Origin of the sequence: Streptococcus mitis (assembly GCF_016658865.1) — a bacterium.
Lineage (GTDB): Bacteria > Bacillota > Bacilli > Lactobacillales > Streptococcaceae > Streptococcus > Streptococcus mitis_BT.
Window position 1 is genome coordinate 1,960,045 of the sequence record NZ_CP067992.1, and the last position, 26,975, is coordinate 1,987,019.

The 26,975-nt window shown below is 41.5% G+C and carries 26 protein-coding genes; 4 read left to right on the forward strand and 22 right to left on the reverse strand.

Translation table 11 applies throughout. The annotated features are described in order from the left end of the window. Positions 1-4: 4 nt before the first annotated feature. The 14 genes from JJN14_RS09645 to JJN14_RS09710 all read right to left on the reverse strand — a co-directional run bounded on the left by JJN14_RS09645 (position 5) and on the right by JJN14_RS09710 (position 15,526). Positions 5-811: a metal ABC transporter permease gene (locus JJN14_RS09645; protein WP_000950038.1), complete on the reverse strand. Its 807-nt coding sequence runs from the start codon at positions 809-811 to the stop codon at positions 5-7. Beyond that, on the reverse strand, positions 804-1,508 hold the full coding sequence (locus tag JJN14_RS09650) for a metal ABC transporter ATP-binding protein (protein WP_001269496.1): 705 nt from the start codon (positions 1,506-1,508) through the stop codon (positions 804-806). Before JJN14_RS09650 ends, JJN14_RS09645 begins: the two co-directional genes overlap by 8 nt. After that, positions 1,508-1,948 carry a zinc-dependent transcriptional regulator AdcR gene (gene adcR / locus JJN14_RS09655; protein ID WP_001249308.1) on the reverse strand — a complete coding sequence of 147 codons (441 nt, stop codon included), beginning with the start codon at positions 1,946-1,948 and terminating at the stop codon, positions 1,508-1,510. Before adcR ends, JJN14_RS09650 begins: the two co-directional genes overlap by 1 nt. Before the next feature lie 154 nt (positions 1,949-2,102). After that, positions 2,103-3,371 carry a D-alanyl-lipoteichoic acid biosynthesis protein DltD gene (gene dltD, locus JJN14_RS09660; RefSeq protein ID WP_125408920.1) on the reverse strand — a complete coding sequence of 423 codons (1,269 nt, stop codon included), beginning with the start codon at positions 3,369-3,371 and terminating at the stop codon, positions 2,103-2,105. Then, positions 3,364-3,603: a D-alanine--poly(phosphoribitol) ligase subunit DltC gene (gene dltC, locus JJN14_RS09665; RefSeq protein WP_125408918.1), complete on the reverse strand. Its 240-nt coding sequence runs from the start codon at positions 3,601-3,603 to the stop codon at positions 3,364-3,366. The genes dltD (JJN14_RS09660) and dltC overlap by 8 nt, the downstream gene beginning before the upstream one ends. A 12-nt stretch (positions 3,604-3,615) precedes the next feature. Continuing rightward, positions 3,616-4,860, reverse strand: coding sequence for a D-alanyl-lipoteichoic acid biosynthesis protein DltB (gene dltB / locus JJN14_RS09670; RefSeq protein WP_201058538.1), 1,245 nt, complete (start codon positions 4,858-4,860; stop codon positions 3,616-3,618). Then, complete coding sequence (dltA, locus tag JJN14_RS09675) at positions 4,857-6,407, reverse strand: D-alanine--poly(phosphoribitol) ligase subunit DltA (protein WP_201058539.1); 1,551 nt, start codon at positions 6,405-6,407, stop codon at positions 4,857-4,859. The genes dltB (JJN14_RS09670) and dltA overlap by 4 nt, the downstream gene beginning before the upstream one ends. 20 nt (positions 6,408-6,427) lie before the next feature. Continuing rightward, the gene (locus JJN14_RS09680) at positions 6,428-6,559 is read right to left on the reverse strand and encodes a teichoic acid D-Ala incorporation-associated protein DltX (RefSeq protein WP_033682482.1); all 132 of its coding nucleotides are present in this window, start codon (positions 6,557-6,559) and stop codon (positions 6,428-6,430) included. A gap of 450 nt (positions 6,560-7,009) precedes the next feature. Then, positions 7,010-8,182 carry a D-alanyl-lipoteichoic acid biosynthesis protein DltD gene (dltD, locus tag JJN14_RS09685; RefSeq protein WP_201058540.1) on the reverse strand — a complete coding sequence of 391 codons (1,173 nt, stop codon included), beginning with the start codon at positions 8,180-8,182 and terminating at the stop codon, positions 7,010-7,012. Between the two features lie 47 nt (positions 8,183-8,229). After that, on the reverse strand, positions 8,230-9,384 hold the full coding sequence (dltB, locus tag JJN14_RS09690) for a D-alanyl-lipoteichoic acid biosynthesis protein DltB (RefSeq protein ID WP_201058541.1): 1,155 nt from the start codon (positions 9,382-9,384) through the stop codon (positions 8,230-8,232). Positions 9,385-9,788: 404 nt separating this feature from the next. Next, positions 9,789-10,493 (reverse strand): MIP/aquaporin family protein, encoded by a 705-nt coding sequence (locus JJN14_RS09695; protein WP_201058542.1) that lies wholly within the window; start codon positions 10,491-10,493, stop codon positions 9,789-9,791. Between the two features lie 69 nt (positions 10,494-10,562). After that, positions 10,563-12,389, reverse strand: a complete 1,827-nt coding sequence (glpO, locus tag JJN14_RS09700) for a type 1 glycerol-3-phosphate oxidase (protein WP_201058543.1) — start codon at positions 12,387-12,389, stop codon at positions 10,563-10,565. Positions 12,390-12,430: 41 nt separating this feature from the next. Next, positions 12,431-13,939: a glycerol kinase GlpK gene (glpK, locus tag JJN14_RS09705; RefSeq protein WP_050272612.1), complete on the reverse strand. Its 1,509-nt coding sequence runs from the start codon at positions 13,937-13,939 to the stop codon at positions 12,431-12,433. Between the two features lie 159 nt (positions 13,940-14,098). After that, entirely contained in the window at positions 14,099-15,526 is a 1,428-nt protein-coding gene (locus JJN14_RS09710) for a helix-turn-helix domain-containing protein (RefSeq protein ID WP_201058544.1), read from the reverse strand. Between the two features lie 164 nt (positions 15,527-15,690). Between JJN14_RS09710 and hslO the strand changes: the two genes are divergently transcribed. The 3 genes from hslO to JJN14_RS09725 are packed head-to-tail and all read left to right on the forward strand — an operon-like array spanning position 15,691 to position 18,071. After that, positions 15,691-16,563 (forward strand): Hsp33 family molecular chaperone HslO, encoded by an 873-nt coding sequence (gene hslO, locus JJN14_RS09715; protein WP_049491157.1) that lies wholly within the window; start codon positions 15,691-15,693, stop codon positions 16,561-16,563. After that, positions 16,550-17,530 carry a tRNA dihydrouridine synthase DusB gene (gene dusB, locus JJN14_RS09720; RefSeq protein WP_000183308.1) on the forward strand — a complete coding sequence of 327 codons (981 nt, stop codon included), beginning with the start codon at positions 16,550-16,552 and terminating at the stop codon, positions 17,528-17,530. The genes hslO and dusB overlap by 14 nt, the downstream gene beginning before the upstream one ends. Before the next feature lies 1 nt (position 17,531). Further along, positions 17,532-18,071, forward strand: a complete 540-nt coding sequence (locus tag JJN14_RS09725; protein WP_201058545.1) for a cysteine hydrolase family protein — start codon at positions 17,532-17,534, stop codon at positions 18,069-18,071. A 69-nt stretch (positions 18,072-18,140) separates the two neighbouring features. On the opposite strand, the gene JJN14_RS09730 is transcribed toward JJN14_RS09725, so the two are convergent. Further along, positions 18,141-18,839: a hypothetical protein gene (locus tag JJN14_RS09730; RefSeq protein ID WP_201058546.1), complete on the reverse strand. Its 699-nt coding sequence runs from the start codon at positions 18,837-18,839 to the stop codon at positions 18,141-18,143. A 278-nt stretch (positions 18,840-19,117) separates the two neighbouring features. Between JJN14_RS09730 and JJN14_RS09735 the strand changes: the two genes are divergently transcribed. Then, on the forward strand, positions 19,118-19,378 hold the full coding sequence (locus JJN14_RS09735) for a hypothetical protein (protein ID WP_201058547.1): 261 nt from the start codon (positions 19,118-19,120) through the stop codon (positions 19,376-19,378). A gap of 42 nt (positions 19,379-19,420) precedes the next feature. Here JJN14_RS09735 and JJN14_RS09740 read toward each other — a convergent pair whose 3' ends face one another. The 7 genes from JJN14_RS09740 to JJN14_RS09770 all read right to left on the reverse strand — a co-directional run bounded on the left by JJN14_RS09740 (position 19,421) and on the right by JJN14_RS09770 (position 26,938). Beyond that, entirely contained in the window at positions 19,421-20,194 is a 774-nt protein-coding gene (locus JJN14_RS09740; protein ID WP_201058548.1) for an NUDIX domain-containing protein, read from the reverse strand. A 1-nt stretch (position 20,195) separates the two neighbouring features. After that, positions 20,196-20,975 (reverse strand): nicotinamide riboside transporter PnuC, encoded by a 780-nt coding sequence (gene pnuC, locus JJN14_RS09745; protein ID WP_201058549.1) that lies wholly within the window; start codon positions 20,973-20,975, stop codon positions 20,196-20,198. A gap of 9 nt (positions 20,976-20,984) precedes the next feature. Further along, a complete protein-coding gene (locus tag JJN14_RS09750) occupies positions 20,985-22,043 on the reverse strand; it encodes an AAA family ATPase (protein ID WP_201058550.1) in 1,059 nt (352 codons plus the stop codon). Positions 22,044-22,191: 148 nt separating this feature from the next. Further along, a complete protein-coding gene (locus tag JJN14_RS09755; RefSeq protein WP_201058551.1) occupies positions 22,192-24,624 on the reverse strand; it encodes an ATP-dependent Clp protease ATP-binding subunit in 2,433 nt (810 codons plus the stop codon). A 1-nt stretch (position 24,625) separates the two neighbouring features. Next, a complete protein-coding gene (locus JJN14_RS09760) occupies positions 24,626-25,084 on the reverse strand; it encodes a CtsR family transcriptional regulator (protein ID WP_001211265.1) in 459 nt (152 codons plus the stop codon). Between the two features lie 118 nt (positions 25,085-25,202). Further along, positions 25,203-25,931, reverse strand: coding sequence for an ABC transporter ATP-binding protein (locus JJN14_RS09765; RefSeq protein WP_201058552.1), 729 nt, complete (start codon positions 25,929-25,931; stop codon positions 25,203-25,205). After that, the gene (locus JJN14_RS09770; RefSeq protein ID WP_042751875.1) at positions 25,931-26,938 is read right to left on the reverse strand and encodes an ABC transporter substrate-binding protein; all 1,008 of its coding nucleotides are present in this window, start codon (positions 26,936-26,938) and stop codon (positions 25,931-25,933) included. Before JJN14_RS09770 ends, JJN14_RS09765 begins: the two co-directional genes overlap by 1 nt. Positions 26,939-26,975: the final 37 nt, after the last annotated feature.

Consider the following 26,975-nt stretch of genomic DNA (forward strand, 5'->3'; position numbering starts at 1 on the left):
TCTCCTATTTGATAAAACGTCTTACTAAACTAATAAGTAAAAAGACAGTTACAAAAATAATGGTAATACTTGCACTTGCAGGTGTTTCTGCATAGTATGAAATATAAAGTCCTGCTACCATTCCCAAAAACCCAATCGCACTGGCAAGCAACATAACCGATTTAAAGTTTTTCCCCAGACGCAGGGCAATACTAGCTGGCAAGACCATAATGGTCGACACCAAAAGAGCTCCTGCTGCTGGAATCATAAGGGCAATAGCCACCCCTGTCACCATGTTAAAAAGAATAGACATGGTGCGAACTGGCAGACCATCCACAAAGGCCGTATCCTCATCAAAGGTCAAGATATACATTGGACGAAGGAAGAGGAAAGTCAAAATCAAGACAACCGCCGCAATGACAAAGAGGGAAATGACCTGTTCTTCACTAATAGTCACGATTGAACCAAAAAGATACTGGTCCAAACTCATAGAACTCGAGCTTTTACCCTTGCTCATGACAATCAGAGAAACAGCCAGACCTGTCGACATGAGGATAGCTGTCCCGATTTCCATAAAACTCTTGTAAACCGTACGGAGATACTCCAGAAAGACCGCCGCAATCAAGACAATGGCAATCGTAGAAACAGTCGGAGAAATTCCTAGGACCAGACCAAAGGCTACACCTGAAAGTGAGACGTGGCTAAGAGTATCACTCATCAAACTCTGGCGACGCAAGATAAGGAAGGTTCCAAGAACTGGCGAGAAAAGACTCATTGCAATAACAGCCAGAAAGGCACGCTGCATAAAGTCATAAGATAATAAACTAAGCATGGCCCACCTCCTGATCATTCTCATGAACATTGAAACAACGCCATGGTGAGTCTTGGTTACGGACTAGATGAATATTGCGGTCCGCATAGTCCTTAACTTCTTCAGGATCATGGGTAATCATCAAAACAGCCTTGCCATGATGATGGGCGCTGTGGTGCATGAGTTCGTAAAATTCATTTTTACTTCCTGCATCCATCCCCGTTGTCGGCTCATCTAGGATAAATACATCTGGGTCAGAAGCAAACATACGCGCGATCACCGCTCGCTGCTTTTGCCCCCCAGAAAGAGACCCCAAGCGTTTGTCTCGGTGTTCCCACATACCAACTGAATCCAGACTAGCCTTTATATGCTCCTCATCATGAGCATTCAGGCGACGGAACCAACCCTTTCGCGGATAGCGGCCTGACTTGACAAATTCATAAACCGTACTTGGAAAACCTGCATTAAAACTGGCAATCTGTTGGGGAAGATAGGCTATTCTCAATTTCTTACCCTGGGTATTTGTCTTTGAAATGGTCACCTTACCAATGCGTGGCTGAAGGATTCCAAGACTGGCCTTGATGAGTGTCGTCTTAGCTGCCCCATTTTCTCCCGTCAAGGTCACAAATTCCCCACTATCAACACTATAATTGATATGCTCGAGAACTGGCTCCTTATCATAATAGAAGGATAAATCCTCTACCGTAATATATCTCATTATTTGATTTCTCCTACTAAAGCAGTCAAAAACCGCTGGATCACTTTTTGTTCATTTGGAGTAAACTGAGTCGCCACTTGTTCATAAGTTAAAAGTGTATGCTCATGGTGATGATGGTGCTCCTCAGCGATTGGACGAGCCAAATCAGTCAACTGGTAAAAAATCACACGCGCATCCTTAGGATCTTTAGATGTTTCTAACATCCCTTCCTTAACCAGAGATTTAATGGCCTTGGTAACCGCCGCCTGACTGACATTGAGGCGACGGGCTAATTCTGAATTTGTTAAAGATTCTTCTGACAAAAGCATGAGAATATGCTCCTGGGTATTAGTCAGGGCTACCTCACTAGTACAATGACCTATTAGGATTTCATGCTGATTTTCCGCCTGCAAAATCACCTCGTTCAAAAAAGCATCGATATCCTTAGCTAGCTGTCTCATATCTGACTCCTTTCCTTTTGGACTTCTCTTTTTTAAGAGAAAAATACTATTCTTTGAAGAATTATTTACTGGTTAATTATATCACAACCAAAAAAAGAGTCAAGAAAAAATGTGAAAACCAGTTTCATTCTTGAACTCTTCTATATATTATTATCTATTTGAATGTCTTGACATCTCCATCATAAGTCGCCCAATCTTTGCTGAAAAAGCGTTCATTCAGATGGTAAGTCGGAGCTGGCGTGGGATTGGATAGGAAAGGATCAACTGCCTTATCAAAAGCAAGCCAACCCAACCAACCTAGGTGAATGGTATCCTTAACAAAATAAGGATCCCCTCCATTTTTTGAAAAGTCAGCAATATTAGTGAAACCTTGACTTTCTAATTGATAACGAATTTTCTCCACTGCATGCTGGTACATATCTTCTCTGAGCCCTGTGTAGTCCATCCATTTCTTATTGACAGGCTGGATGACAAAGAGGACATTAACTTTCGATTTTGCAAATTGATTGAGAACCAACTGTAAATCATTATATTCAGATGATTTTAGGAAACTGTAATTCTTTTGATACCCTTCCCATTTTTTCAAATCCTTCTTAACCTCTCTCGTATAGAAATGATTTTCCATCCCCATATCATTATTGGTCGTATTGGCTTCTGCATCCTTTCGAGCAATTTTTTCTAACTCTTGGTAAGAAAATTGATCTGGAAGATCTTTTAAATAATTTTCCACATGTTCCTTATATTTGAGTTTTCCTCTAATGGAGAACTGACCAAATAGAGAAGCCTGTCTCTCATTGAATCGGGCAAAAATATTAATAGCAACCTGATCAACCTCTGATAATTCTTCACCCTTTGACAGTTTTTGAACAATGCCTTTTAATGCAACATTAGGATTCTGCTTTAACAATCGAATAGCCGCATGCTTTGCAGCAGTGTCACCAGATTGATTTTCCAGAAAAGCTGTCAATTGGTCACTGTTAAAAAATCTCTGAAACGCTGCGGGTTCATAATCAGTCTCCGTAAACCACTGAGGCGAAATTACAAATACTGCCTGCTTATTCTCTATTTCTGGCAAAATTTGCTGTAGGCCAAAATATTGATTTAGAGAGGCTGCTCCTGCTTGACCTAAAAAGTAAGGACGATAGGGACGATGGTATTTCTCGGCTAAAACAGCTGGATGGACACTATCAAATCGAATCCATTCACTGGACCCTAGAAAAGGAATAAAACGCATATTTGGGTCTGTAAGAGCCCTTACTTTTTGGCTTCTCTCTTTAAAACTCTCTACATTAACAGAAGCCGCCGAATATTTCTCCTCCGTCAGATTATGGCTTGTTGTACTTGGATAAAAAAAGATGAGTAGAAGAACCAAAAATCCAGCAATGAAGATGGGCCCGAAGATCATCCATAAGCGTTTAAGCATTTTGTAGCTCCACAATACCAGCTATGATTTTATTGGCTGTATTCCAGTCGTCGCGACCAAACTCTGTTACAGGGACACGAATGTCAAAACGGTTTTCAATCTCCACAATCAACTCAACCGTTCCCATACTATCCAAGACACCTGCGTCAAAAAGATCTTCATCCATCATGTTAGAAACATCTTCCATAAACAACTCATCAATAATTTCGATAACTTCTGATTTGATATCCATATTTTATTTCCTTTATTTTTTAAACCATAAATCATTCAAAAATCCAGAAAAGATCAAGAATGACAGCATGACGACATGGAAGGTGATAACCATGCCAAGCAACTGAATCCAGCGATTCTCAGGTAGAGCAGGCTTCCCTGCTTTTTTCCGTTCCTTATTGAGCGTTTTTTTCTTGCGAATCCAAGCATCATTGATGACCAATCCAAGTCCATGAAAGAGGCCATAGGCGATGTAGTACCAGGTCACACCATGCCAAAATCCCATAATCAGCATATTTACAATGTAGGCCACACTTGAGGTTACATTGCGATTCTTAAAGACCTTCTTTCTGGTCAATACCATCACCATTCGCATAAAGACAAAGTCACGGAACCAGAAAGACAGACTCATATGCCAACGATTCCAAAATTCCTTTAAATCCCTTGATAAAAAGGGTTTGTTGAAGTTGATAGGGCTACGGATTCCCATCAAATTTGAAATAGCCAAGGCAAACATAGAGTACCCTGCAAAGTCAAAGAATAGCTCCAGACCAAAGGTATACATGACTGCCAAGGCATAGTGGTTAAAGAAACCACCTGACTGCAGGGCTAGATTCTTCAGAGGAGGGAGTAAGGTTTCTCCTAAAACATGAGCTAGGATAAACTTATACAAAAATCCCCACATGATATAGCGAACAGATTCATCCAGCATATCCATCAACTCATCTCGCTCAGGAATGGTCTGATAATTTTCATTAAACCGCTTAAAGCGATCGATTGGCCCGCTTGAAAAAGTCGGCATGAAGAGTAGGAAGCGGAGGAATTCCCAGAGGCTAAAATCCTTAATCACTCCATCTCTCAGCTCGATGATAATCCCAACCGAACGAAAGGTCAGGTAAGAAATTCCCAAAAATCCAAGCAAAGACTGCGTTCCATTGATAGCTGGCTGCACCTTGACAAAGATAATCGGCAGTAGGGACAGAAAACTAACTAGGTAGAAAACCCACTTACCATCCTTACTTTTTCGATAGTGCTTATAGAAAAGCAAGAGCAATATTTCCCAGCACAGATAAATGCCCAAGGCAGCCAATTGATTAGTCTTCCCACCTACCAGCATGGTAACGATAAAGAAGAGACTAACCAATACCTCGTACCAGGCAAAGCGTTTCTTGAAAAAGAGGCCGATAAAGATGGGCAAGGTTGCAGCAATCACATAGACAAAATACTGAGGATTGCCGTATGGCTCTAAATGAGGAAGCTGTTTAAAGAACTCCATCATCTCCTATTTACCTCATTAATCAATCCTTTGATATCAATTTTTCCATTTGGAGTCAGTGGCAAACTGTCTCGATAAAGGAATTTGGACGGCATCATATAAGACATCATAATATCTGTCAAGTCTTCCTTAATGGCCTTGGTAATATCGATATCACGCTCAAACTGCTCACGAACACCATCTTTTAAGATGACATAGGCTAGAAGATTTTGCACCTTGTGGTCTTTATTATAGCGCGGTACTGCAACAGCAGACTCGATAAAGCGAGACTTATTGAGGTTTTGAGAGACATCTTCTAACTCAATGCGGTAACCGTTGAACTTAATCTGGAAGTCCATGCGTCCGCCGTAGAGAAGCAAGCCTTCATCTGTCATGGTTCCCACATCACCTGTGTGATAAGCTGGCAGACCTTCAAACTCAAAGAAGGCTTCTGCTGTTTTTTCAGGATTATTCATATAACCTTTTGAGACGGCCGGTCCTGAAACAATGATTTCTCCCTGTTCACCATTTGGCAGTTTATTTCCTTCCTCGTCAATGATAAAGGTTGGAGAATCAGCCTTGGTATAGCCGATTGGGAGGCGTTTGAGAGTAGCTAGCATCTCGTCTGTCACAGCAACTGCTGACAAAGCTACTGTCGCTTCTGTTGGGCCGTAAGCATTGATAATACGGGCATTTGGGAAACGTTCGCGCAGTTTTTGAGCCGTTTTAACCGTCAATTCTTCGCCATCAAAGTAAAAATGCGTGATGCCAGGCATTTTCTCGCCATTAAAGTCTTCTGACAACATAGCCATATCCACAAAAGAAGGCGTTGAAGTCCAGATAGCGATTGGCAATGAAAAAATGGTCGCAAAGAGTTGCTTAAAGTCCTGAGTAATAGCTGAAGGAAGGGCAAAAAGCGTACCTCCCAGTGCCAAGGTCGGCGCCCAGTACATGACGGACAGGTCAAAAGAATAAGGTGGCTGAGCCAGCATTTGCGGACGACTTGGCGTCGCAAATTCCTTATCCGTAATCATCCAGTTGGTAAAACTGAGGAGGTTATCATGGGAAATCTGCACTCCCTTTGGCTTACCAGTCGTACCAGAAGTAAAGATAATATAGTAGTTATCATCACCCTTGACTGGATGCGTAATCTCATAACTAGTCCCTTGAGCAAAGGCTTCTTGAACCTGAGCTAGATTCATTATCGGTGTAGAAGCCTTCTCCAATGGAAAATCTGAGATAGCAATAATCAAGCTTGGCTCTGCTACTTCTAAAATAGCCGAAACTCGCTCCAAGGCTGAATGGCTGTCAATGGGAATGTAGGCATGTCCTGACTTAGTCAGCGCTACAAAAGTTGCCAACATTTCATATTCTTGGCCACCAAAAACGACCACAGGAGACTTCTCTGGCAAATTCATCTGGTCAATAACTGCAGCCAAACTGTCCGAATCAGCCTTTAAATCGCCATAAGTATGTTCCTGCCCCAAAACATTGTAAACAGGATAGCTAGGCTGTGTCTGAGCAAAATGCTCAATGGTTTCAATCATATCTACGATTGCTTTATTTGACATAATAAGGATTCTCCTTCAAGTTAAAATTCATTATAGATAAAGCTTCCTTGACCCTGACCAAGATAGCTAAAGAAGTAAAGCAGCCCTAGAAAGATAAGAAAATACAAGGCTGTCCGACCAAGAAATATGTACAATTCTTTTCTCTGTTTCATCAAGAAAAACCATTCATTTCTGTAATTTTCCGCTAAAATAAAATCAATTTCTTACTAATTTATTTTTCTGCTATTATACCACTTTATAGACTAGTTTTTCAATTGTTTACCCGTCTATTTTCACTACGTTCCAGTAACATTAATTTGTTCCATATGATTCTTTCTAATGATAGTTTGAATGCTTTTCAGTATAAATTATATGGGGCTACAATAAAGTAGGCTCCATACTACCTATAGAGGATGTCTCCACTATAAATATTATAGAGCCTTATCTTATGTCTCACTTTATCGGTGCAGTTCCCTTTATCTAGAGTTTTTTATAGTATGTAATCCTAAAATTCACTATAGATAAATTCTTGAATGTTCGAAAAATCGGTCACAAAACAATAAATCACGATGCTTAAGATAACCGTATAGAAAAATAACGTCCACAAGATTAAACGGTGTGTGTTAGTTAGCTTGGTTTGCAAATTTGTAAAGCTCTTTTTCAACTTCCATCCATCCTTTCACTCCAACGTGCATCACATCAAATAAAAAGTAATCATCATACTCTCTGTTTCCATAGTTTAATACCGTTGCACCATGGCTTTTTGCGACATCTTCTATTTTTTTATAAGTTTTCTCCCGCATCTCTCTTGAGACACCTGTGTAGTCATTCCATTTACCATTTACTGGGAAAATAATGACCTCAACTTCAATGCCCAATTCCTTGGCAACTGTCAAGAAGAGTTCCATATCTGAATACTCTGGTGACTCCAGATAACTCAAATCTTTATTAGAATCTTTCAGAGATACATAGCGATCTTTTAAGTAGGTATTGTAGTAGTTATTATCAACAGCATAATCATTATTGTCTGTTTTCTTTTTGACCTCTTCTACAAACTGATTCGTCATTTTCTCCCAATCATAGTCTGGGGTTTTATCCCCTAGTGAAGGATAAGCTGATTTGGCATGTTTTTGATAAAAAGTCTGTTTGAGTTTAAAGGAATAAATCGCGTTATCGAACTCTAATAGTTTTTTATCAACAATCGTTCCTTTCTCATCTATGAAATAACTTTTGTATTTTTTGTAGATGTCATTTTGTTGCTTGTTCCCCTTGGTAATCTCGATAATGCGATTGATTAGTTTTTCTTTCGTTTCCTTACTAATCTTGTCATTATCTAGCATGTGGAAAATATGTTCCTGAGAAGCCTTATTCAAAAAGGCATCTTGATGGGTCCCATCTTTTTCAAACCACTGAACCGACTCTATTATAGCCACTTTTCGCTTAGTCATAGATCCTTCAATTGAGCCCAAGGTCGTAGCCTGAATGATGTTTTGTGAATAGCTGGTTCCAATCTGCATGATATTAAAATCGTTGTAGTTAAAAATTTTATTGGGATGATAGTCTTCATTTATCGTTGCAACCAACTCAGATGACCCCAATAAAACCAATGTATTGGGAGTGATATTGCTTGTTAAAATATCTCTACTTTTATACTTTTCATACGAAGTGCTATAGCGAATACTATTATCCTTTACTTTATAATAATCATCAATCTTCTTGACGTATGTCACATTTAAAAGCGCAAGCGTCGCAATTACGAGCACAAGCGATAGCAAAAATGCTTTTAGTTTAATCATCTCGTTTTATCCTATCCCTTCGATCCGTCCAATCTCTTTTCAAGTTCTTATCTCTTTAAAATCGTCAGTAAGATTTTATAAGGTTCACCTGAAAAGATAAAGAAACCAATCATAACCAAATTCATGGTCACAAACCAACTCAGTAGCTTATACCAATCTTTATTTTTATTTTTCTTATAAAAATTGCTTTTCTTTTGATACACTTCAAATCCAGCCATCAAGACACCGTGATAAAAACCATAAACAATGTAGCTAACACTAAGGCCATGCCAAAAACCCATGACCAACATATTGACCATATAGGCATAGGTTGCATTGTGTAGTCTATTTTTAAACCATTTTTTCCTGATAACCTGCATCAATACTCTTGAAAATACAAAATCTCTCAACCAGGTCGACAAGGTGATATGCCACCTGGTCCAGAAATCCTTGATATCGACACTCAAGAAAGGTTTATTAAAGTTCATCGGTGTCTGAATACCTAGAATGTTGCTACTTCCAACGGCCATTAGACTATAGCCTGCAAAGTCGAAGAACAGATACAAGGTATAGAGGTACATATACTTGATTGAGTAAACGACTGTGCCAGTATTATTTAGAGCGAGTAACATCTGGTAAACATAGGTTGATAAAACAACCTTGTAAAGAAGGCCTAGAACGATACGATACACACCGTCCCCTGCTAACTCTAGATACTCTTTTCGAGGCATGACCTCGTTTATCTCTTTTAAAAATCTCCTACTCCGATCAATCGGACCAGCACTAACTGTAGGGAAAAAAAGTAAAAATTGCAGGTAGTCTTTTATACTAATCTTTTCTTTAATCAAGCCATCCGATATCTCCAGCATGATCTGAATGGTCTTAAAGGACATGTAAGAAATGCCAATAAAGGCCAACAAATGCAGAGAAGTCAAGGCAAAGACTTTATTGATCACTAAAGGAAGAATGGAAAGGAAAACCAGTGGTTTCAGCCGCTTTGCCTCTATCCTCTGTGCTAGAAAAACTAGAAAATATTGGTAAATGACAAAGGCAAGTAAATAGACAATCATTGCTCTACTCTTGCCATAAATAGCTCCTGCAAATAAGAGGGAGAGCACCAAAATATAGTAGTCCTTACGTTTTTCAAAAAAGTTTACTACAAAACCAATTAGTAAAACTACAAACAAAAGAAGGAAAAACTCATTCCCCTCGAAATAATTCATACCAGCCAAACTCCTTTTTTCTTTTTCTCATCTCTTGATTTATCTTTTTAAGATTAGTTCCTATCATATTACCAAGGATAGTTAACTTTATTCATTATATCATAATTTAAAAACTAAAAATACTTCTGTTATTTTATTTCTTAAAATAAAAAATCCAACTGACTCTCAGTACTGAACCCCAATAATGAGACAAAATTATTCACACCATAAATAAAATTCAAGAACAAAAAATTGATGAAGGAAGCAGTGAAAGATTCTGCCTTTTTAGCTAAAATAGTAATCAACACCAGTATACAAACTTAAAAAAATCAAAACGACCAAAATGAAGTGAGAAAGTGCTCCTTATTTTGGTCGTTTTTTGTAAGTTATGTTTATTACGGTATGAATAATTGAGTTTTAATATCTTAGAAAAGTGAGAATACAAGCACGGCCAAGGCTGCACCGATAACAGGTCCTACAACTGGAATCCAAGCATAAGACCAGTCTCCGTCTCCCTTGTTTGGAATTGGCAAGATGCTGTGCATGATACGAGGGCCAAGGTCACGCGCAGGGTTCAAGGCATAGCCTGTTGTCCCACCAAGTGATAGACCAATACCGACAATCAACGTTCCCACTGCGAAGGTTCCGATACCTGCCTGAAAATCGTACAGCCCCAAAGCAAAGATTGTCAATACCAAAACAAAGGTGCCAAGGATTTCGCTGATCAAGTTAGAAACTGTATCCTTGATGGCTGGACCAGTGCTGAAGGTTGCTAGGATATTGCCTGCATTTTCTTCTGCCTCATAATGCGGTTTGAATTGCAACCAAACCAAAATCTGACCGAGCATAGCCCCTGCAAACTGAGCTAGGATATAAGGGAAAACGGAAGCCCAAGGCAAACCACCTTTTAAGGCTACACCAATAGTCACCGCTGGATTTAAATGAGCCGGACTGAGCTTGCCAGATACAAAGACTGCAACGGCAACGGCAATCCCCCAACCCATAGTAATCACAATCCAACCTGAATTGTTACTCTTAGTTTTTGGAAGAACCACACCTGCAACAACACCATTTCCTAGAAGAATCAGGATTAAAGTCCCCAAAAATTCTCCAAATAATTCATTCATCATCTTTCTGTCTCCATTAAAAAGAAGGGGCGGGCGACAAGGAATGCTGCCCTCCACATCTTTTCCTTTTTCTTAATTTTTTAATTCTGCTAAATCGTTGTTAGCGAGAGCTGCTTCAACATCCGAACGATAGACTGCTTTTTCTTCTTCTGACCAGTCATAGAAGCGTCCCATTTCATCCAAAACTGGCTCTACGATGCTGTCTAAGCTATCACGCATAAAGAGCATGTGGTTGGTACGACGAAGGAGGAAGTCAACTGGGCTGAGAGCCAACTCATTGCGCATTGCATAGTGAAGTGACAAGGTGTCTGCCAAGCTGAGTCCTGGCGCTTGTTCCAAGCTGTGAGCAAGGGCAAAGACCTTCGGTGCATTTGAACCGTAAAGATTTGCTAGATAGTGAGCTTCCTTGCTATCCAATCCACGTGACACTCCAAGTTGCGCAAAGGCTTCGATTTCTGAGTCCACATTTGCTGGGTTCAATTCTCCACCTGAAACAGGGTAAGTCTTAGAATTGATCAGTTTAAAGCTGCGGTCAAATTCTGCTTTGAGGATGTCAACCACGCGCTCCATAGCTCCCTCAGCCATCTTACGGTAGTCTGTGATTTTACCACCAGCAAGGGTCAAGAGACCATTATCGTCTCGGTCCAAGCTAGAACCACGAGAAACTGCAGATGGGTCCAAATGTTTCTCAGAGGTACTGCTTTCAAGCTTGCTAACAGCAGCCTCTACATCTTCACGCGTTTTTTCTTTAGAGAGGTAAGACTCAACAGTCGCAATCAAGTTGTTAAAGCTTTCATCGCTGATGGTTCCGTTATTTCCTCCATTGTAGTCAGAAGCGCTATTGCCTGCGATCAATGGACGAAGACCTGCCCAGCTGCTTTCGATATCATCAATGGTGATGTTGGCTTCTGGGAAGCGGTTGTTGACAATGCGAATTAGGTAATCTACATCTTCTTGAGTTACTTTTGGATGTTCCAAATCACCTGTGTAGTCTGTATCAGTTGTACCGAAGTAAGTCTTGTTTTCACGTGGAAGAACAAAGACCATACGGCCGTCACCCAAACCTGTGTCAAAGTAAACTGGCTGTGAAACCTTAATTTTGCTTGAATCCACGACTAGGTGAACTCCCTTAGTTGGACGCATTTGTGAGAATTGTGTTCCCTTATTAGACAAATTGCGCACCTTGTCGCTCCAAGGACCTGTTGTATTGATAACCAGACGAGCCTTGATTTCAAAGACTTGGTCTGTCAAGAGATCACGAGCTACAACACCTGTAATCTTGCCACTTTCGTCAAAGAGGAAGCCTTCTGCCTTCACGTGGTTAGCAATGAGGGCACCGTCTTGGTTGGCACGTTTGATGTTTTCAATCACGAGACGTGCATCGTTGTTACGGAAGTCAAGATAAACCCCACCTCCTACCAAGCCTTCTTTCTTCAAGTTTGGCTGGCGTTCTAAGACTTCTTCCTTGCTCAAGACCTTGTTAGCAGCTGGTGTGTTGTTAACACCCGCCAAAAGGTCGTACAAGTCCATGGCTACTTTGAGACGGAAGAGGCTAAAGGTCGCTCCATCCTCATCGTAAACTGGTAAAAGCATTGGGTCTGGTTTTGGAATATGTGGAGCGATTTGTTGAACTACAGCACGTTCAGAAACCGTATCTGAGACTACTTCTACGTCAAATTGTTTGAGGTAACGAAGACCTCCGTGAACTAATTTTGTTGAACGGCTAGATGTTCCTTCTGCGAAGTCCTGCATTTCAATCAAACCAGTCTCAAGGCCGCTAGCTGCCGCCTGCAAGGCTACACCAGCCCCTGTGATTCCTCCACCGATAATCAAGAGATCCAGGGTACGTTCCTGCATTTTTTTAATTGATAATTCACGTGTTTTCTTTGAAAATTCCATATTTACACACTTTCTAACTAAGTCGCTTTATTCTTCCAGTATTAGTCGTCTACTTCCGCAAAGACTTGCGTTGCTTTCACAGCCTTCTTCCAGCCCTTGTAGAGTTGTTCCTTACGAGATTCGTTCATAGATGGCTCGAAGAGCTCTCCTGTCTCGTTCAAGAGTTTCAACTCATCCAAGTCCTTCCAATAGCCTACTGACAAACCAGCTAGGAAGGCTGCTCCTAGAGCTGTTGTTTCCAAGTTTTTGGCGCGTGCGATATCGATTCCCAAAATGTCAGCTTGGAACTGCATGAGGAAATTGTTCATAGCTGCACCACCGTCTACTTTCAAGACTTGGATAGCTGTCTGAGCATCCACTTGCATGGTGTCGATGATGTCACGTACTTGATAAGCAATAGATTGCAAAGTCGCCTTGATAAAGTCTTCTTTAGTTGTTCCACGAGTTAAGCCAAAGACAGAACCTCGAGCGTTTTGGTTCCAGTATGGAGCACCTAGACCTGTAAAGGCTGGAACGACATAAACTTCATCATTGTTGTGAGAATCACGAGCGTATTTTTCAGATTCTGGTGAATTTTCAACCATGCGAAGACCGTCACGAAGCCATTGAATGGCACTTCCTGCGATGAAGATAGAACCTTCCAAGGCATAGTAAACCTTGCCGTTGATTCCGTAACCAATCGTTGTCAAGAGGTTATTTTCAGACAACTGCATTTCTTCACCAGTATTCATGATGATGAAAGAACCTGTTCCATAAGTATTTTTAACCATACCAGGTTCAAAGGCCAACTGTCCAAAGAGGGCTGCCTGTTGGTCACCAGCCATACCTGAGATTGGCACTTGTCCACCATAGAAATGGAATGGCGCTGTCTTACCGTAAATTTCAGAGTTAGAACGAACTTCTGGAAGCATAGCCTTAGGAATGTTGAGAATTTCCAAAATCTCATCATCCCATTTGAGTTCTTTAATGTTATAAAGCATGGTACGAGCTGCGTTTGAGTAGTCGGTCACGTGAGCCGCACCGTCAGTCAATTTCCAAACCAACCAAGTATCGATAGTGCCAAAGAGCAATTCCCCTTTTTCTGCTCGCTCTTGAGCGCCTTCTACATGGTCCAAAATCCAACGAACCTTGGTAGCAGAGAAGTAAGCATCGATGATCAAACCAGTCTTTTCATGGAATTTTTCCACATAACCTTGACTTTTTAGTTGCTCAGCCAAAGGAGCTGTCTGGCGTGACTGCCAAACAATAGCGTTGTAGATAGGAAGTCCTGTTTTCTTATCCCAGACGACAGTTGTTTCACGCTGGTTGGTAATCCCGATCGCTTCGATTTGATTTGGCTTGACACCACTTTCGATGAAAGCTCCAGCAATAACAGACTGGACGGAATTCCAAATTTCATTGGCATTGTGCTCAACCCAACCTGCCTGAGGGAAAATCTGAGTAAACTCTTTTTGACTCGAGCTAACCTTTTCTCCTTTTTTGTTGAAAATAATGGCACGAGAACTTGTTGTCCCCTGGTCAATGGCCATGATGTATTTTTCTTGTGACATGTGCTGTCCTCCTGATAATGATCTTGAGAATGTTTCCTCTTTACACTAACTAGTATACAAAATAAAGCGCTTTCTTGTTCATCAACTTTTTTTAATTTTTTAAAAAATGTGAGGAGATTGTGTAAATTTCACAAAAAAGACCTGGAACAACCAAGCCTTTTAAGTGAATAATAACTGACGAATCCCTGCCAAATCTTCCATATCCAAGTCGTTTTTTAAATAATAAACTGGGGTCTGTTCCTTCTTATGAATGGGGTTATTGGTAACCAGCAAATCATAATGCCGACTAGGGTCATAGGCTTCAATGGTAATAAAACGATTGTATTCCAAATACCGTTTCAAAATGGCTGCCATCCTTGAAAAGACAAGAAAACCAGATGTCAAATCTAGACCAATCCGCATATGCTGACCACCATTTTCAGCCATATATTCCATCAACTGGAGCCATTCCCAGAGAATTTTCTTATCCAAATCCGTTCCCTGATGAAAGGCAGGTAAAGCATGAAAAATCTCTTCTGCTGTCTCTTTAAAATCATGTTCCATCAGCAAATAAGGATGACGATTCTCTGTCTGGTATCTGTACTGATCTTGTAAAATATAGCCCTTATATAGATAGACTTGAGCACAAAGCTGACTAAGTTCATAGGTGACATGGTCCTCTGTGTAGTCCCCTAGTAACTCCTCCTTCTTCATTTCTTGAATCAATTGCGTCAGCAAATCTGCCAACTGCCCTCCAAAACCAAGGATATATTCCATAGTATGAAGAGGAAGAATACGATGAGATAGGAGGAAAGAGAAGAAAATCATCATCTCCCCATCCTCAGTTCCTAGAGGAAGGTGTTGTCCAGCGAAAAAGGACGGAGCCTTTCGATGCAAACGAAGGTAGAAAATATTGTCAAAATACCCTCGCATTTTTTCTTCTATGACTTGAAACTGACAGGCATTGACCCGGAGACGTTGTTGACTGATGTGAGCCCAGAGAACCAGGTCCAATTTCTGACCCGAAGACAAACTTGCACCGCAGATTTCTTCTAAAGTGGCAATCTCCTGTTTTCTCTCTGATTTCTGCATGTGACCTTCCCACTCCTGACTGGACCAAACCTTGCGGAAAAGACAGAAATAGAAATAGCGAATTTGATGTTCTGGACCTCGCCACCGTCCATTTTGGATGGATAAGTCAAATTCTGACAAAATCTGATTTATACTAGCTAAGTGGCGACCAAGCGTAGCCTCACTAATCATCAATTCTTGAGCCAGCTGATGGGCTAAAAACTGTTGGTGGTAGAGAAGATAAACAAGAATCTGATATTTAACAGCATTCTCCAAAAACAGGATCCTAATATCTCTCCCCTTGGTAGCTGCACCAATCGATAGACGCAGATTCTCATCTTCTAACTGGATTGTCAGCTCTAAACCACTATCCAAAGCCTTGTCATTGAGCAGGGTAACATATTTGGTTAGGGTTGCTTTTGAAAATCCTGTTTCCTCCATTACAGCCTTGACGGTCGTCTGAGACTCTTGTAGTAGAAAGGAAAGGATTGAAAATTGGCCAGATTCAGCCTTTTCCATCAAGTCTCCTAAATACATTTGTTACCCCTTTCATTTTCTACCTTAAGCATAGCATAAATCTAACAAATGCTGAAATAATCTGTTTCTCTTTTTACTTTCATGCTGATTTCCTGGTTCATTATCCTGAAAATCAACAAACACACGGCTCCCCCTTTGGGCATTTTTATGCTAAAATAGTAGCTATGGATAAAATTATTAAAACAATATCAGAAAGCGGCGCCTTTCGTGCTTTTGTCCTTGACAGCACAGAAACCGTCCGCACTGCTCAAGAAAAACATCAAACCCAAGCTAGCTCAACTGTAGCGCTTGGTCGAACTCTTATCGCCAGCCAGATTCTCGCAGCCAATGAAAAAGGAAATACCAAACTAACAGTTAAAGTGCTGGGGTCTAGCTCTCTAGGTGCTATCATCACCGTCGCTGATACCAAGGGGAATGTCAAAGGTTACGTTCAAAACCCCGGTGTTGACATCAAAAAGACTGCAACTGGTGAAGTCCTAGTCGGACCTTTTGTCGGAAATGGTCAATTCCTCGTTATCACAGACTATGGTACTGGAAATCCTTACAACTCTATGACCCCCCTCATCTCTGGGGAAATCGGTGAAGACCTTGCCTTTTACCTGACTGAAAGCCAACAGACCCCTTCTGCAGTCGGCCTCAATGTCCTTTTGGACGAAGAAGACAAGGTCAAGGTTGCAGGTGGTTTCCTAGTCCAAGTCTTGCCAGGAGCCAAGGAAGAGGAGATTGCTCGCTTTGAAAAACGCATCCAAGCAATGCCAGCTATCTCTACTCTTCTCGAAAGCGACGACCATATTGAAGCCCTCCTCAAAGCTATCTACGGCGATGAATCCTACAAGCGTCTTTCTGAAGAAGAAATCCGTTTCCAATGTGACTGTAGCCATGAGCGCTTTATGAATGCTCTTGCCAGCCTTCCAAGCTCAGACCTACAGGAAATGAAAGAGGAAGACCACGGGGCAGAAATCACTTGTCAATTCTGCCAAACTACTTATAACTTTGATGAAAACGACCTGGAGGAACTCATTCGTGACAAATCTTAATACACCTTTTATGATTGGCAATGTTGAGATTCCCAATCGTACCGTTTTAGCGCCTATGGCTGGCGTGACTAACTCAGCCTTTCGTACCATCGCAAAAGAACTCGGAGCTGGACTCGTTGTCATGGAAATGGTCTCTGACAAGGGAATCCAATACAACAATGAAAAAACCCTGCATATGCTTCATATTGATGAGGGCGAAAACCCTGTCTCTATCCAACTTTTTGGTAGCGATGAAGACAGCCTAGCACGCGCAGCAGAATTCATCCAAGAAAACACTAAGACCGATATCGTCGATATCAACATGGGCTGCCCAGTTAACAAAATCGTGAAGAACGAAGCTGGCGCTATGTGGCTCAAGGATCCAGATAAGATTTACTCTATCATCAACAAGGTCCAATCTGTCCTTGATATCCCACTTACTGTCAAAATGCGTACCGGCTGGGCTGACCCATCTCTTGCAGTAGAAAATGCCCTCGCTGCTGAAGCAGCAGGTGTTTCTGCCCTTGCCATGCATGGACGTACCCGTGAACAAATGTACACTGGTCACGCTGACCTTGAGACCCTTCACAAGGTCGCTCAAGCATTGACAAAAATTCCATTCATCGCCAACGGTGACATCCGTACGGTTCAAGAAGCCAAACAACGCATCGAAGAAGTCGGTGCTGACGCAGTCATGATTGGCCGCGCTGCCATGGGGAATCCTTACCTCTTTAACCAAATCAACCACTACTTTGAAACAGGAGAAATCCTACCTGATTTGACCTTTGAAGACAAGATGAAAATTGCCTACGAGCACTTGAAACGCTTGATTAACCTCAAAGGGGAAAATGTCGCAGTTCGTGAATTCCGAGGACTCGCTCCTCACTACCTCCGTGGAACATCTGGCGCTGCCAAACTCCGCGGAGCCATTTCACAAGCTAGCACTCTGGCAGAGATTGAAGCTCTCTTACAGTTGGATAAGGCATAAAATGGTTCATACGGCTCTACTGATTATCGATATGCAAAAAGCATTTGATAGACCTAGCTGGGGAGAACGAAACAACCCTCAAGCTGAACACCAAGCATTGAGAGTACTGGCACACTTTCGTAAACACGATCTTCCAGTCTTACACATTCAACACATATCTGATAATCTCCAGTCGCAATTTCATAACAAACAAAATCAGGAGTTTAAAAGTGGATTTGAACCAGTTGCTTCCGAACCTGTCTTTCAAAAAACGGTTAATAGCGCCTTTATTGGAACAAATCTTGAAACCTATTTACGAACAAATCAGATTTGTCATTTAGTCGTTATTCCTCATTGTGTATCTACTACGACACGAATGGCAGCAAATCTTGGTTTCGAAGTCACTTTACTAGCAGATACTACTGCCAGTTTTACCCTATCTAACAAAAACGGTCAGGCCATCTCTCCTGAGACTATCCATGAGATTAACCTCCTTTCTCTACAAGATGAATTTGCTCAAATTCTTACTACAGAAGAATTTCTAACCCAAGTACAAGTATAAAATAATCCGTCAACTCTTATTGAGCTGACGGATTTTCTTTGATTGTAAATATTCAAATACTGATCGTTATTATTGATTCAAAGCAACACTGGAAACCTTACCATCCGCTCCTGTTGTAATTTGGATGATTTTTCCCCCACCAATTTTGGCATTATACTTACCATCATCAAGAGTATAAGAATAGTCTCTGATAGAGTAGTTTTCTTTCTTTCCATCAGCAGATTCTACTGTGAATTTGCCTCCTGATGAAACTGTGATGGTTTCACCATTGGCACCCTTCCAGTTGCCTGCAGCTGCTGAGAAATCACCATCAACCATGGTTAAAACACCCTTGTAGCGTTTGTTGTGTTCTGCTTGCTTGTCTTGAAGTTTGCGGTCAGTTGTTGGATCATAGCCTGACTGGTTAGACTGAGCTTGAGAACCTTGCTGAGTTGAAGGAGCTTGAGTAGCAGTTTGTTGACTCACTGCCTGTTGATTAGACACTTCTTGGCCTTGTCTTTGCTCTGGTGCAGGTGTCGCTTGTGATGGTGTCGCAGTTGCTGCAGACTGGTCAGTAGATGATTTGGCCTTTTCAGATGAAGCTGAACTTGAGGACTTCTGAGTCTTGCTTTCTTTGCTAGAAGAAGCTGCTTTAGAACTTGATGATTGGCTTGTCTTAACAGAACTGCTTGCTTGAGTTGTTTCCTTTTTATTTCCACAAGCTCCTAATAGCAAGGTAGAAGCCAATACAGTTGCTGCCATCAATTTGATATAGGTTTTCTTTTTCATTTTTCTACTCCTTTGTAATGTTTTAGAAATATAAAGAAATCTTTTTGTAATATAATTGTAACATATGGCCTTGAATATGTCAACAATTTATCTAAACTATTTTAAAAATCTCACATCATTTAGATATATTTACTCCTCCTACTCTTCTATTCGTAATAAAACAGAAAAACAGGAGATTTTTCTTTTAAAATTTGAATTTGTTTTTTGTGTAATCGCTTGCATTATATTAGACAAAGGAATATAATAACATTGAAATAGAATATAGGAGGTGTAGGCTTATGTTAAGCAAATATTACAAGTATCTTCCTGGGTTGATTTTGGGAGCTATTTGCTCTTATGAAACAGCCACTTACTATGCGCGAACTGCATTTGATGTCTTCTATCTGACTACAAGCTTTATGATTGTCTACATCGCTTTGTTATTTTTACATGAGAACTATCTCAAGTATCGATACAAAGACTTCTTTACGCACCTGTTGAGCAATTCTAAGAAAGATAGCCATTCCCTAAAACAGTCACAACACAAAACCATCTCATGATGGTACATAAAGAGGTCAGGAACTTTGTCCCGACCTCGTTTTTTATTTCAATCGATAGGTTTTTCTTGGTTTCTTTTTAGGCACTCGTTTGAGTCCGACTTCTTCTACATATTCGCCGTATTTTACGAGAAAGTTATTGCTGACGATTGGACGACCTGGGTTGATGAGATTGACCAGTTCGGTTCCTTCATATACAGTGAACTCCTCCTCTAGCAGATAGAGGAAGGTCGGATTCCAGTCAAGTCGTCCTTGGATTCGTTTGATGGATTCTTGGATAATGGCATAATGGTCAAAAGCAAAGGCTCTTTCGTCCAGCTCCACTCCCTCTAGGTAGCATTTGCCTGTCTGAAAATCGACATCTACGAAAACGACATCCTTGGCATCGTCTCCTGCCTGAACAAGTTCTAATGCACGACTAGGCAGATAAACCAAGTGGGCAATGGTCACTGTCCAGCCCCGTGGATCACGGCCGGGGGTCGATACGGTCATCAATTGCTCGATTTTTTCTAAAGGAAGATCGAGATTGACTTCTTCTCTCACTTCACGCTGACAGGCATGTGCAGCATCTTCGCCCTTGTCCATAAATCCTCCAACTAAGGCCAAACAATTTTGATAAGGGTGAGCCTTGCGACGAATTAATAAGAGCTTGATCTTTCCTTCGACAAAGCAGTAGGCTACCATATCCACCGTCACACTTGGTTTTTCGTATTGAGGGAGTTCCTGCTTGTAGTACCAGTCTAAAAACTCTTCCTGACTTGCATGAACTTCAAAAAATTCTTTTTCCGTCATCCCTGCTGGAATCATCGTATCCGCCATTTTATGCCTCCTTACGAACTGCCTTGGTCCATTGGTACCAACCTACTAGACTATTGAGTGTGTAAACCCAGTACATCCCTTGGATGTGGATATTTTCACCCCACCAGAGGTAGATACTAAAAAGATTGGTTGCAATCCAGAAAATCCATTGCTCACGGTAGAGACGTGTCATCAAGAGCTGACCTACACCATTGGTCGCATCGGTTACACTATCACGGAAAGGGCGAGCGCTATGAATACTTTGGTAAGCCAAGCCCATACCAATCCAAATGATAGCAGTCAAAGCCAAGTACTTGAGCCAGTCAAGCACAGATAATTTCTTAGCTTCAAAGTGAGATTCTTCTACTTTTCCTTGATCATTGATACGGTTGGACAGCCAAGCATAGAGGCCAATCGGCTGCATGACAAAGAAGTAAACGGTCGTCAAAACTTCACCATAAAAAGTCGCATTCATAGCCAAAACCAAATAGATAGCAGAGTTAATGGCCCCAAAGAGATAATTGCTTGCACGCCCTTCTGCTACCAAGATAACACAGACAATCCCAGTCCAAGATGCCAACAAGCTCATCCAGTCATGACTTTCTGTATTTTGCGTGAATTCCAAGATCAAGGGAACACTTGACAAGACAATGAGATACAACCACTGGAAGAGGCTACGGCCGACAAAGAGATCTTTCCAGAGCAGGTTCATGATTCCTGTAAAACCGATCTTGCGGGCTTCCGCATGGACATTTTTAAAGTTTTCGATAAATTGTGTGATTTTTTCAGTTAGTTTTTTCATAATTGTCTCCTAATCTGCTTGATAAATGGCATCAATAGCCACTTTTGCTGCTTCATAATTGCCTAGGTAATCCTCAGCTAGATAAACTAGTGGAATGGTGGTTAAATATCGCTCTCTCATCTGGTCCAAATGCTGGGAAAAACTATGACGAATATGGTCTTCTGCCATAGTCATATCTCTAAATCCGTCATTGACATAGGAGCCGACAGGCTGCACAAAGAGAATCAAGTCCCATTTTTCCTTAGCTAAGATTGAGGCAAAGAGATTATCAAAAGTCTCTCCTGATAAATCCCCTTGGTCCTCAGTCTCCATGTAATAATCATAGTAGCCCTTGGTTACTAAGGAGTTGGTATCAGCTATCACCAGTCCCCTATTGGCATTACTGTCGATTAATTTAGAGGTCTGGTCATACTGTCCTAAAAGGAGATAATAGTAATCTTTTGGAGTCAATTCATCGTCACGGACATTGTTTTTGATCTGGTACTCACGTGCGTATTCCAGACTGACGGGTGCATCGTAATACCTTGCCAAATCCTTGGCTAGAGTGGTCTTCCCATTGCTGGCACTTCCCATAATCAACACTTTCTTTGTAAACTGACGACGGAAGGGTTGAGCGATATATTTCCAATATTTGCTTGGATTTTCTCGAATCATAGTCGCTGAGATACCAAACTTTTTTTCTTGCAAGACAGTCTCAAAGCCACGATTTGATAATTCTTGCTGGTAGTCACGTTCTCCCACAAAGAAGATCAGCTCTTGCTGGGTTTCATCATAGGAAATCTCTGCTAACATCTGGTCCAACCACTCCTGCCAGCCTATAGGATAACGGGGAAGGTTAGTTTCATCCAGCTTACAGACAGAGGTTAACTCATCATCTCGAAAAGCCTCTCGAATATAGCGAAACCTTTTTTGCAATGTTAAGCCTACCTGCTCCCCTCGGTCTCCCTCGTAGCCTGAAACGACAACCCAGACCTGGTCACACTGCCGCTTCGCTCGCTGAATCAGATCGATATGTCCTTGATGAAGTGGAGCAAAGGTTCCAAATACCACTGCTGTTTTCTTTTTCATAAATGCATTGCCTTTTTATAATTTTTGATATTTTTATTATCTATGTTTTTTATTATAAACTATATTTTTGTTTTGTCAATAGTTTTTTATTGTTTTTTATAAAAAAGTAGTAAAAAAGAGAATCAAGATTGCTCCTGATTCTCTTTTTTTATGCAATATCAAATTTTAACTGGCCTGCTTTTACACCAATCTTAAGTGTGCTACCTGCCACTAAATCTCCCTTGAGAAGAAGTTCTGCTAACTTGTCTTCCACTTCTGTTTGTAGGGTTCTGCGAAGTGGACGAGCTCCCATCTCTGGATCATATCCTTGATTTGCCAACAATTTCAGGGCTGAAGCTTGTAATTTCAAGTCAATGCCTTTTTCAGCCAAACTTGCCACTAAAGGTTTAACCATAATCTTCACCACTTCCTGCATATGATCGCTAGACAGGCTATGGAAGACCACCTTTTCATCAATACGATTGATGAATTCCGGTCTATAAGCCTTTTTCAGCTCTTCGAACATGCGTTTCTCCATATTCTCCTGGTCAAAACGAATGCCCTTAGCCCCAAAACCGACGGTCTTGTCATCACGAAGGGCTGTCGCACCAAGATTTGACGTCATGATGATAATGGTATTTGAAAAGTCAACCTTGCGGCCCTTGCTATCGGTCAAGACACCATCATCTAAAACCTGCAAGAGAACATTAAAGATGTCTGGATGGGCCTTCTCTACCTCGTCAAAGAGGAGAACAGAGTATGGTTTGTTGCGAACTTTCTCGGTCAACTCCCCACCTTCTTCATACCCCACATAGCCCGGAGGAGCTCCATTGAGACGGCTGGCTGCAAATTTCTCCATATATTCACTCATATCAAAGCGGATCAGAGCTGATTCATCATCAAAAAGAACTTCTGCTAGAGCCTTAGCCAATTCGGTCTTACCGACACCTGTAGGCCCTAAGAACATAAAGGAACCAATCGGACGCTTATGACTGCGAATCCCTGACTGGTTGCGGCGAATCGCACGGCTAATGCTTGAAACTGCTTGATCTTGCCCGATGACACGTTTGTGCAATTCAGCTTCCAAGTTTAGGTATTTCTTAGCATCAGTCTGAGTCAGTTTTTGGACTGGAATATCTGACAAGCGACTCAAGGTGGTCAAAATATCAGACTCTGTCACCAAGTCTTTATAGACAGGCACTTCCTCTTCTTTTGCGATTAACTGAGCTGCCTGTTTCCACTTACCATCCATCAAGGCCTTGTCAGCTGGACTCAAACCTGAATCGTCTGCTTTTACATGCTTAGCCTTATTTTGCACTGTTGCCGCTGCTTCATCTAAGAGGTCGATAGCAGAGTCTGGCAAGTGACGACTCGTCAAGTAACGATGAGCCATCTTAACCGCTGTTTCAACCGCTTCATCTGTGATTTGCACACGGTGATGCTTCTCATAAGTCGCCTTCAAGCCTTGCAAAATGGTCATGCTGTCTGCCACACTTGGTTCTTCAATCGTCACTTTAGCGAATCGACGAGAAAGGGCCGCATCTTTTTCGATGTGTTTTTGGTATTCTTCCTGAGTGGTCGCACCAACCGTTCTCAAAGTTCCACGCGCCAAGGCTGGCTTCAAGATATTGGCCGCATCCAGAGTCGAATCAATCCCGCTCCCAGAACCCATGATGGTATGAAGTTCGTCGATAAAGAGAATCACTTGGCCATCTTCTTCAACATCCTTGATAATATTGTTCATGCGCTCTTCAAAGTCACCACGGAAGCGTGTCCCTGCAACGACATTCATCAAATCAAGCTCTAACACGCGCATCTTAGCCATTTCCGCAGGCACATCACCACTAGCAATACGCTGGGCAAGACCAAGCGCCAAGGCTGTTTTCCCGACACCAGCATCCCCAACCAAGACAGGATTATTCTTGGTTTTACGGCTCAAGATTTGAATCATACGCGAGATTTCCTTATCCCGACCGATGACTGGTTCTAACTTTCCAGAACGCGCTTGCTCTGTCAAATCATGCGTATAGTCCTCGAGACCACCACTCGGAGTCTGGGGCATGCCCATCATATTAGCCATAGAATTTTGCTTATCAGCTACGGTACGATGGCGTTGGCGCAAAGCTTTAAGGTCTTCGCGAGTCCAGCCTGCCCGTTCTTCTAGATTGCGACGAAGTGCAGCAATCTTAACCTGGTCTTTCTTGTCTTCATAAGAAAAACCAGCCCTCTCCAAGATACGAGTCGCCAAGGCATTGCCATCATGCAAAATCGCATAGAGGACATGCTCTGTCCCTAGCACCTTAGCATGAACCACTGATGCCACATATTCTGCTTCATCAAAAAGGACCTGCAAACGATGAGAAAACGGCAATTCCGTAAAGGTTTCATCCTGACTATAGTCCGTTTCAGTCAGCTCCAAAGCCACCTCTTCTAAACGGTCCATCTCATATGGATAATCATTTAAAGTGGCCCCTGCCACACTATAACTGTGATTAGACATGGCAATCAACAAGTGCCAAGACTCTAGGTAACCAGCTCCAAAATGGCCAGCAACCATGTAGGCACTTTCGATACATTCATTCAATGCTTTTGAATAGTTCATCTTACTTCCCTTTTCTATCTACCTCTTGTATGACCTGTCGTAGCATGTTTGCACGAACAACTGGAGCTTCTTCTCCTAGAACGCGATCCAAAGCTACTGCCACCAGCAAATTCATCTCCTGCTTGGTCATCAATTCCTGCTCAACCAAAAGCTGCAGAATATCCTCATAAATTTCTTGACTAACTCGCTCACCAATTGAGTAAAGCAAATCGCGGAGCATTTCATGATGACTAGAAAACTCAATCCGTCCTATGCGAATGTAGCCTCCGCCACCACGCTTACTTTCAACCAAGTAACCTCTACTTTCCGTAAAGCGTGTCTTGATCACGTAGTTAATCTGACTAGGAACAACCTGGAAGGTATCCGCCAACTGACTCCGTTGCAACTCCACGATACCAGATTGATCTAAAATTGCCTTGATGTAGGCCTCAATATGATCCGATGTATTTTTAAATCTCATTACAAACCCACCTCTCTCTTTAAACCTTGACTATCTTTGACTATTATACCGAAATTTTCTCATTTTTAAAAGAAAAAGGGCGCTGGTAAAGGATAATCTTCACCAACTCCCTATTTTTCTACTTATCTAAGCCTAATTCTGCTAATATTTGACGTTTATAGGCAATCTTTTGGACTTCCTTGTCCTCGTCCTCAGACCAATCTAGTTTAATTTCTGAAACGATCTGTCCAGGGCGATTTTTCAAGATATAAATGCGGTCGCTAAGATTGAGAGCCTCTTCAATACTATGCGTAATGATTAGGGTCGTTAGCTGCAACTGTTTGTGAATCTCAAGGTACCAAGCGTGGAGTTCCATCTTTGTCATCTCATCCAAGGCGCTAAAGGCCTCATCCAAGAGAAAGAGCTTGTGACCGAAAAGGTAGGTCCTAAGCAAGGCCACACGCTGACGCATCCCCCCACTCAGTTCATGAGGATACTTGTCCCGTACAGTTGTCAACTGGAAGGTCGCAAGGATTTCATCTGCTCGGGCAATGGCCTCCGCCTTATCCACTTTTTGAATCAAGAGGGGAAGAATGATATTGCCAAGCACCGTCTTGTGCTCCAAGAGGAGATCCTTTTGCAACATATAACTCACGCGCCCCTTGGGATTTTCTTCACCATCAAGGACAATTCGCCCCGACTGGACTTCTAAAATCCCAGCGATTAGATTAAAGAGGGTGGTTTTTCCAACACCACTTGGGCCTAAAATAGAGACTACTTCACCCGAAGTGACTTTCAGATTGATATCCTCTAAAATCCTCTCCTGACCATAGGCATAGCTTACGTGTTCTAGTCTAATTTCTGTCATTATTTCACAAATTCGTTAGTGAAGCCCTTGTCTGTCAAGTCTTCTTTAAGGATACCATTTTCTTTATCCCATTTGTAGAAGGCATTCCAGCGAGCTGCATCAAATTGCCCCCATTTTTCCTTGTCGCTTGCGTATTCTTTTGACAAGTATTTTTGAGATTCGATGACAAAGTCACGTTTTTCCTTGAGTTCAGGTGCATTTTTGATGAGGATATCAGCTGCTTCTTCTGGATGCTCCATAGCATATTGGTAGCCTTTTTTGATAGCTTGGATAACTTTGCGAGCTTCTTCTTTGTTGTCTTTCAAATAGTCATTGTTTGCGATGATAACTGGTGAGTAGTAGTCAAACTCTTTAACGTAGTCTTTCAAGTACATGAAATTAGCATCTACACCTTGAGATTTTGCAAGGATACCATCCCAACCGTAGTAGATCCAAGCAGTATCAAAGACCCCATTGGCAATCGGTGTAATCGAGTTTGAGTCGTTGTTTGGTACTTTTTCTACTTTTTCAAAGTCTCCACCTTGAGATTCTACTAAGGTTTTCAACATAGCAAGTTCAGTTGGGTCATTCCAAGTTCCGTATTTCTTACCAACCAAGTCTTTTGGACTAGCTACATTGTCAGATTTACGAGAGATGATTCCTGATGTATTGTGCTCAACAATAGCTGCAACAGCAGTGATTCCTGCTCCTTTTTCCAATTTTTTAGCCATGTAGTCTTGGAAATAGACTGCAAATGGTGCCTTACCATTGATAACCAAGTCAGAAGAACTTTCTTCTGGTGGCAATTTCAAATCAACATCCACTCCAGCTTCCTTGAAGTAGCCTTTTTCCTTAGCAACATAAAGCCCTGTGTGGTTGGTATTTGGTGTCCAGTCTAGGATAAAGTCAATTTTCTTGAGTTCTGCCTCTTTGTTGTCCTTAGAAGCAGTTCCTTGACCACAGGCCACAAGTACGACAGCTACAAGAGCTGTTAAAACAGTTAAAAACACTTTCCATGTTTTCGTCATTTTCTTTCCTCTTTTCTTTTTCAGAAACATCCTTTTT

What these genes read in the sequence shown, in the direction of transcription:
- JJN14_RS09645 (WP_000950038.1), bottom strand. Translation starts at nt 811, where the DNA reads ATGCTTAGTTTATTATCTTATGACTTTATGCAGCGTGCCTTTCTGGCT.
- JJN14_RS09650 (WP_001269496.1), bottom strand. Translation starts at nt 1,508, where the DNA reads ATGAGATATATTACGGTAGAGGATTTATCCTTCTATTATGATAAGGAG.
- adcR (WP_001249308.1), bottom strand. Translation starts at nt 1,948, where the DNA reads ATGAGACAGCTAGCTAAGGATATCGATGCTTTTTTGAACGAGGTGATT.
- dltD (WP_125408920.1), bottom strand. Translation starts at nt 3,371, where the DNA reads ATGCTTAAACGCTTATGGATGATCTTCGGGCCCATCTTCATTGCTGGA.
- dltC (WP_125408918.1), bottom strand. Translation starts at nt 3,603, where the DNA reads ATGGATATCAAATCAGAAGTTATCGAAATTATTGATGAGTTGTTTATG.
- dltB (WP_201058538.1), bottom strand. Translation starts at nt 4,860, where the DNA reads ATGATGGAGTTCTTTAAACAGCTTCCTCATTTAGAGCCATACGGCAAT.
- dltA (WP_201058539.1), bottom strand. Translation starts at nt 6,407, where the DNA reads ATGTCAAATAAAGCAATCGTAGATATGATTGAAACCATTGAGCATTTT.
- JJN14_RS09680 (WP_033682482.1), bottom strand. Translation starts at nt 6,559, where the DNA reads ATGAAACAGAGAAAAGAATTGTACATATTTCTTGGTCGGACAGCCTTG.
- dltD (WP_201058540.1), bottom strand. Translation starts at nt 8,182, where the DNA reads ATGATTAAACTAAAAGCATTTTTGCTATCGCTTGTGCTCGTAATTGCG.
- dltB (WP_201058541.1), bottom strand. Translation starts at nt 9,384, where the DNA reads ATGAATTATTTCGAGGGGAATGAGTTTTTCCTTCTTTTGTTTGTAGTT.
- JJN14_RS09695 (WP_201058542.1), bottom strand. Translation starts at nt 10,493, where the DNA reads ATGATGAATGAATTATTTGGAGAATTTTTGGGGACTTTAATCCTGATT.
- glpO (WP_201058543.1), bottom strand. Translation starts at nt 12,389, where the DNA reads ATGGAATTTTCAAAGAAAACACGTGAATTATCAATTAAAAAAATGCAG.
- glpK (WP_050272612.1), bottom strand. Translation starts at nt 13,939, where the DNA reads ATGTCACAAGAAAAATACATCATGGCCATTGACCAGGGGACAACAAGT.
- JJN14_RS09710 (WP_201058544.1), bottom strand. Translation starts at nt 15,526, where the DNA reads ATGTATTTAGGAGACTTGATGGAAAAGGCTGAATCTGGCCAATTTTCA.
- hslO (WP_049491157.1), top strand. Translation starts at nt 15,691, where the DNA reads ATGGATAAAATTATTAAAACAATATCAGAAAGCGGCGCCTTTCGTGCT.
- JJN14_RS09725 (WP_201058545.1), top strand. Translation starts at nt 17,532, where the DNA reads ATGGTTCATACGGCTCTACTGATTATCGATATGCAAAAAGCATTTGAT.
- JJN14_RS09730 (WP_201058546.1), bottom strand. Translation starts at nt 18,839, where the DNA reads ATGAAAAAGAAAACCTATATCAAATTGATGGCAGCAACTGTATTGGCT.
- JJN14_RS09735 (WP_201058547.1), top strand. Translation starts at nt 19,118, where the DNA reads ATGTTAAGCAAATATTACAAGTATCTTCCTGGGTTGATTTTGGGAGCT.
- JJN14_RS09740 (WP_201058548.1), bottom strand. Translation starts at nt 20,194, where the DNA reads ATGGCGGATACGATGATTCCAGCAGGGATGACGGAAAAAGAATTTTTT.
- pnuC (WP_201058549.1), bottom strand. Translation starts at nt 20,975, where the DNA reads ATGAAAAAACTAACTGAAAAAATCACACAATTTATCGAAAACTTTAAA.
- JJN14_RS09750 (WP_201058550.1), bottom strand. Translation starts at nt 22,043, where the DNA reads ATGAAAAAGAAAACAGCAGTGGTATTTGGAACCTTTGCTCCACTTCAT.
- JJN14_RS09755 (WP_201058551.1), bottom strand. Translation starts at nt 24,624, where the DNA reads ATGAACTATTCAAAAGCATTGAATGAATGTATCGAAAGTGCCTACATG.
- JJN14_RS09760 (WP_001211265.1), bottom strand. Translation starts at nt 25,084, where the DNA reads ATGAGATTTAAAAATACATCGGATCATATTGAGGCCTACATCAAGGCA.
- JJN14_RS09765 (WP_201058552.1), bottom strand. Translation starts at nt 25,931, where the DNA reads ATGACAGAAATTAGACTAGAACACGTAAGCTATGCCTATGGTCAGGAG.
- JJN14_RS09770 (WP_042751875.1), bottom strand. Translation starts at nt 26,938, where the DNA reads ATGACGAAAACATGGAAAGTGTTTTTAACTGTTTTAACAGCTCTTGTA.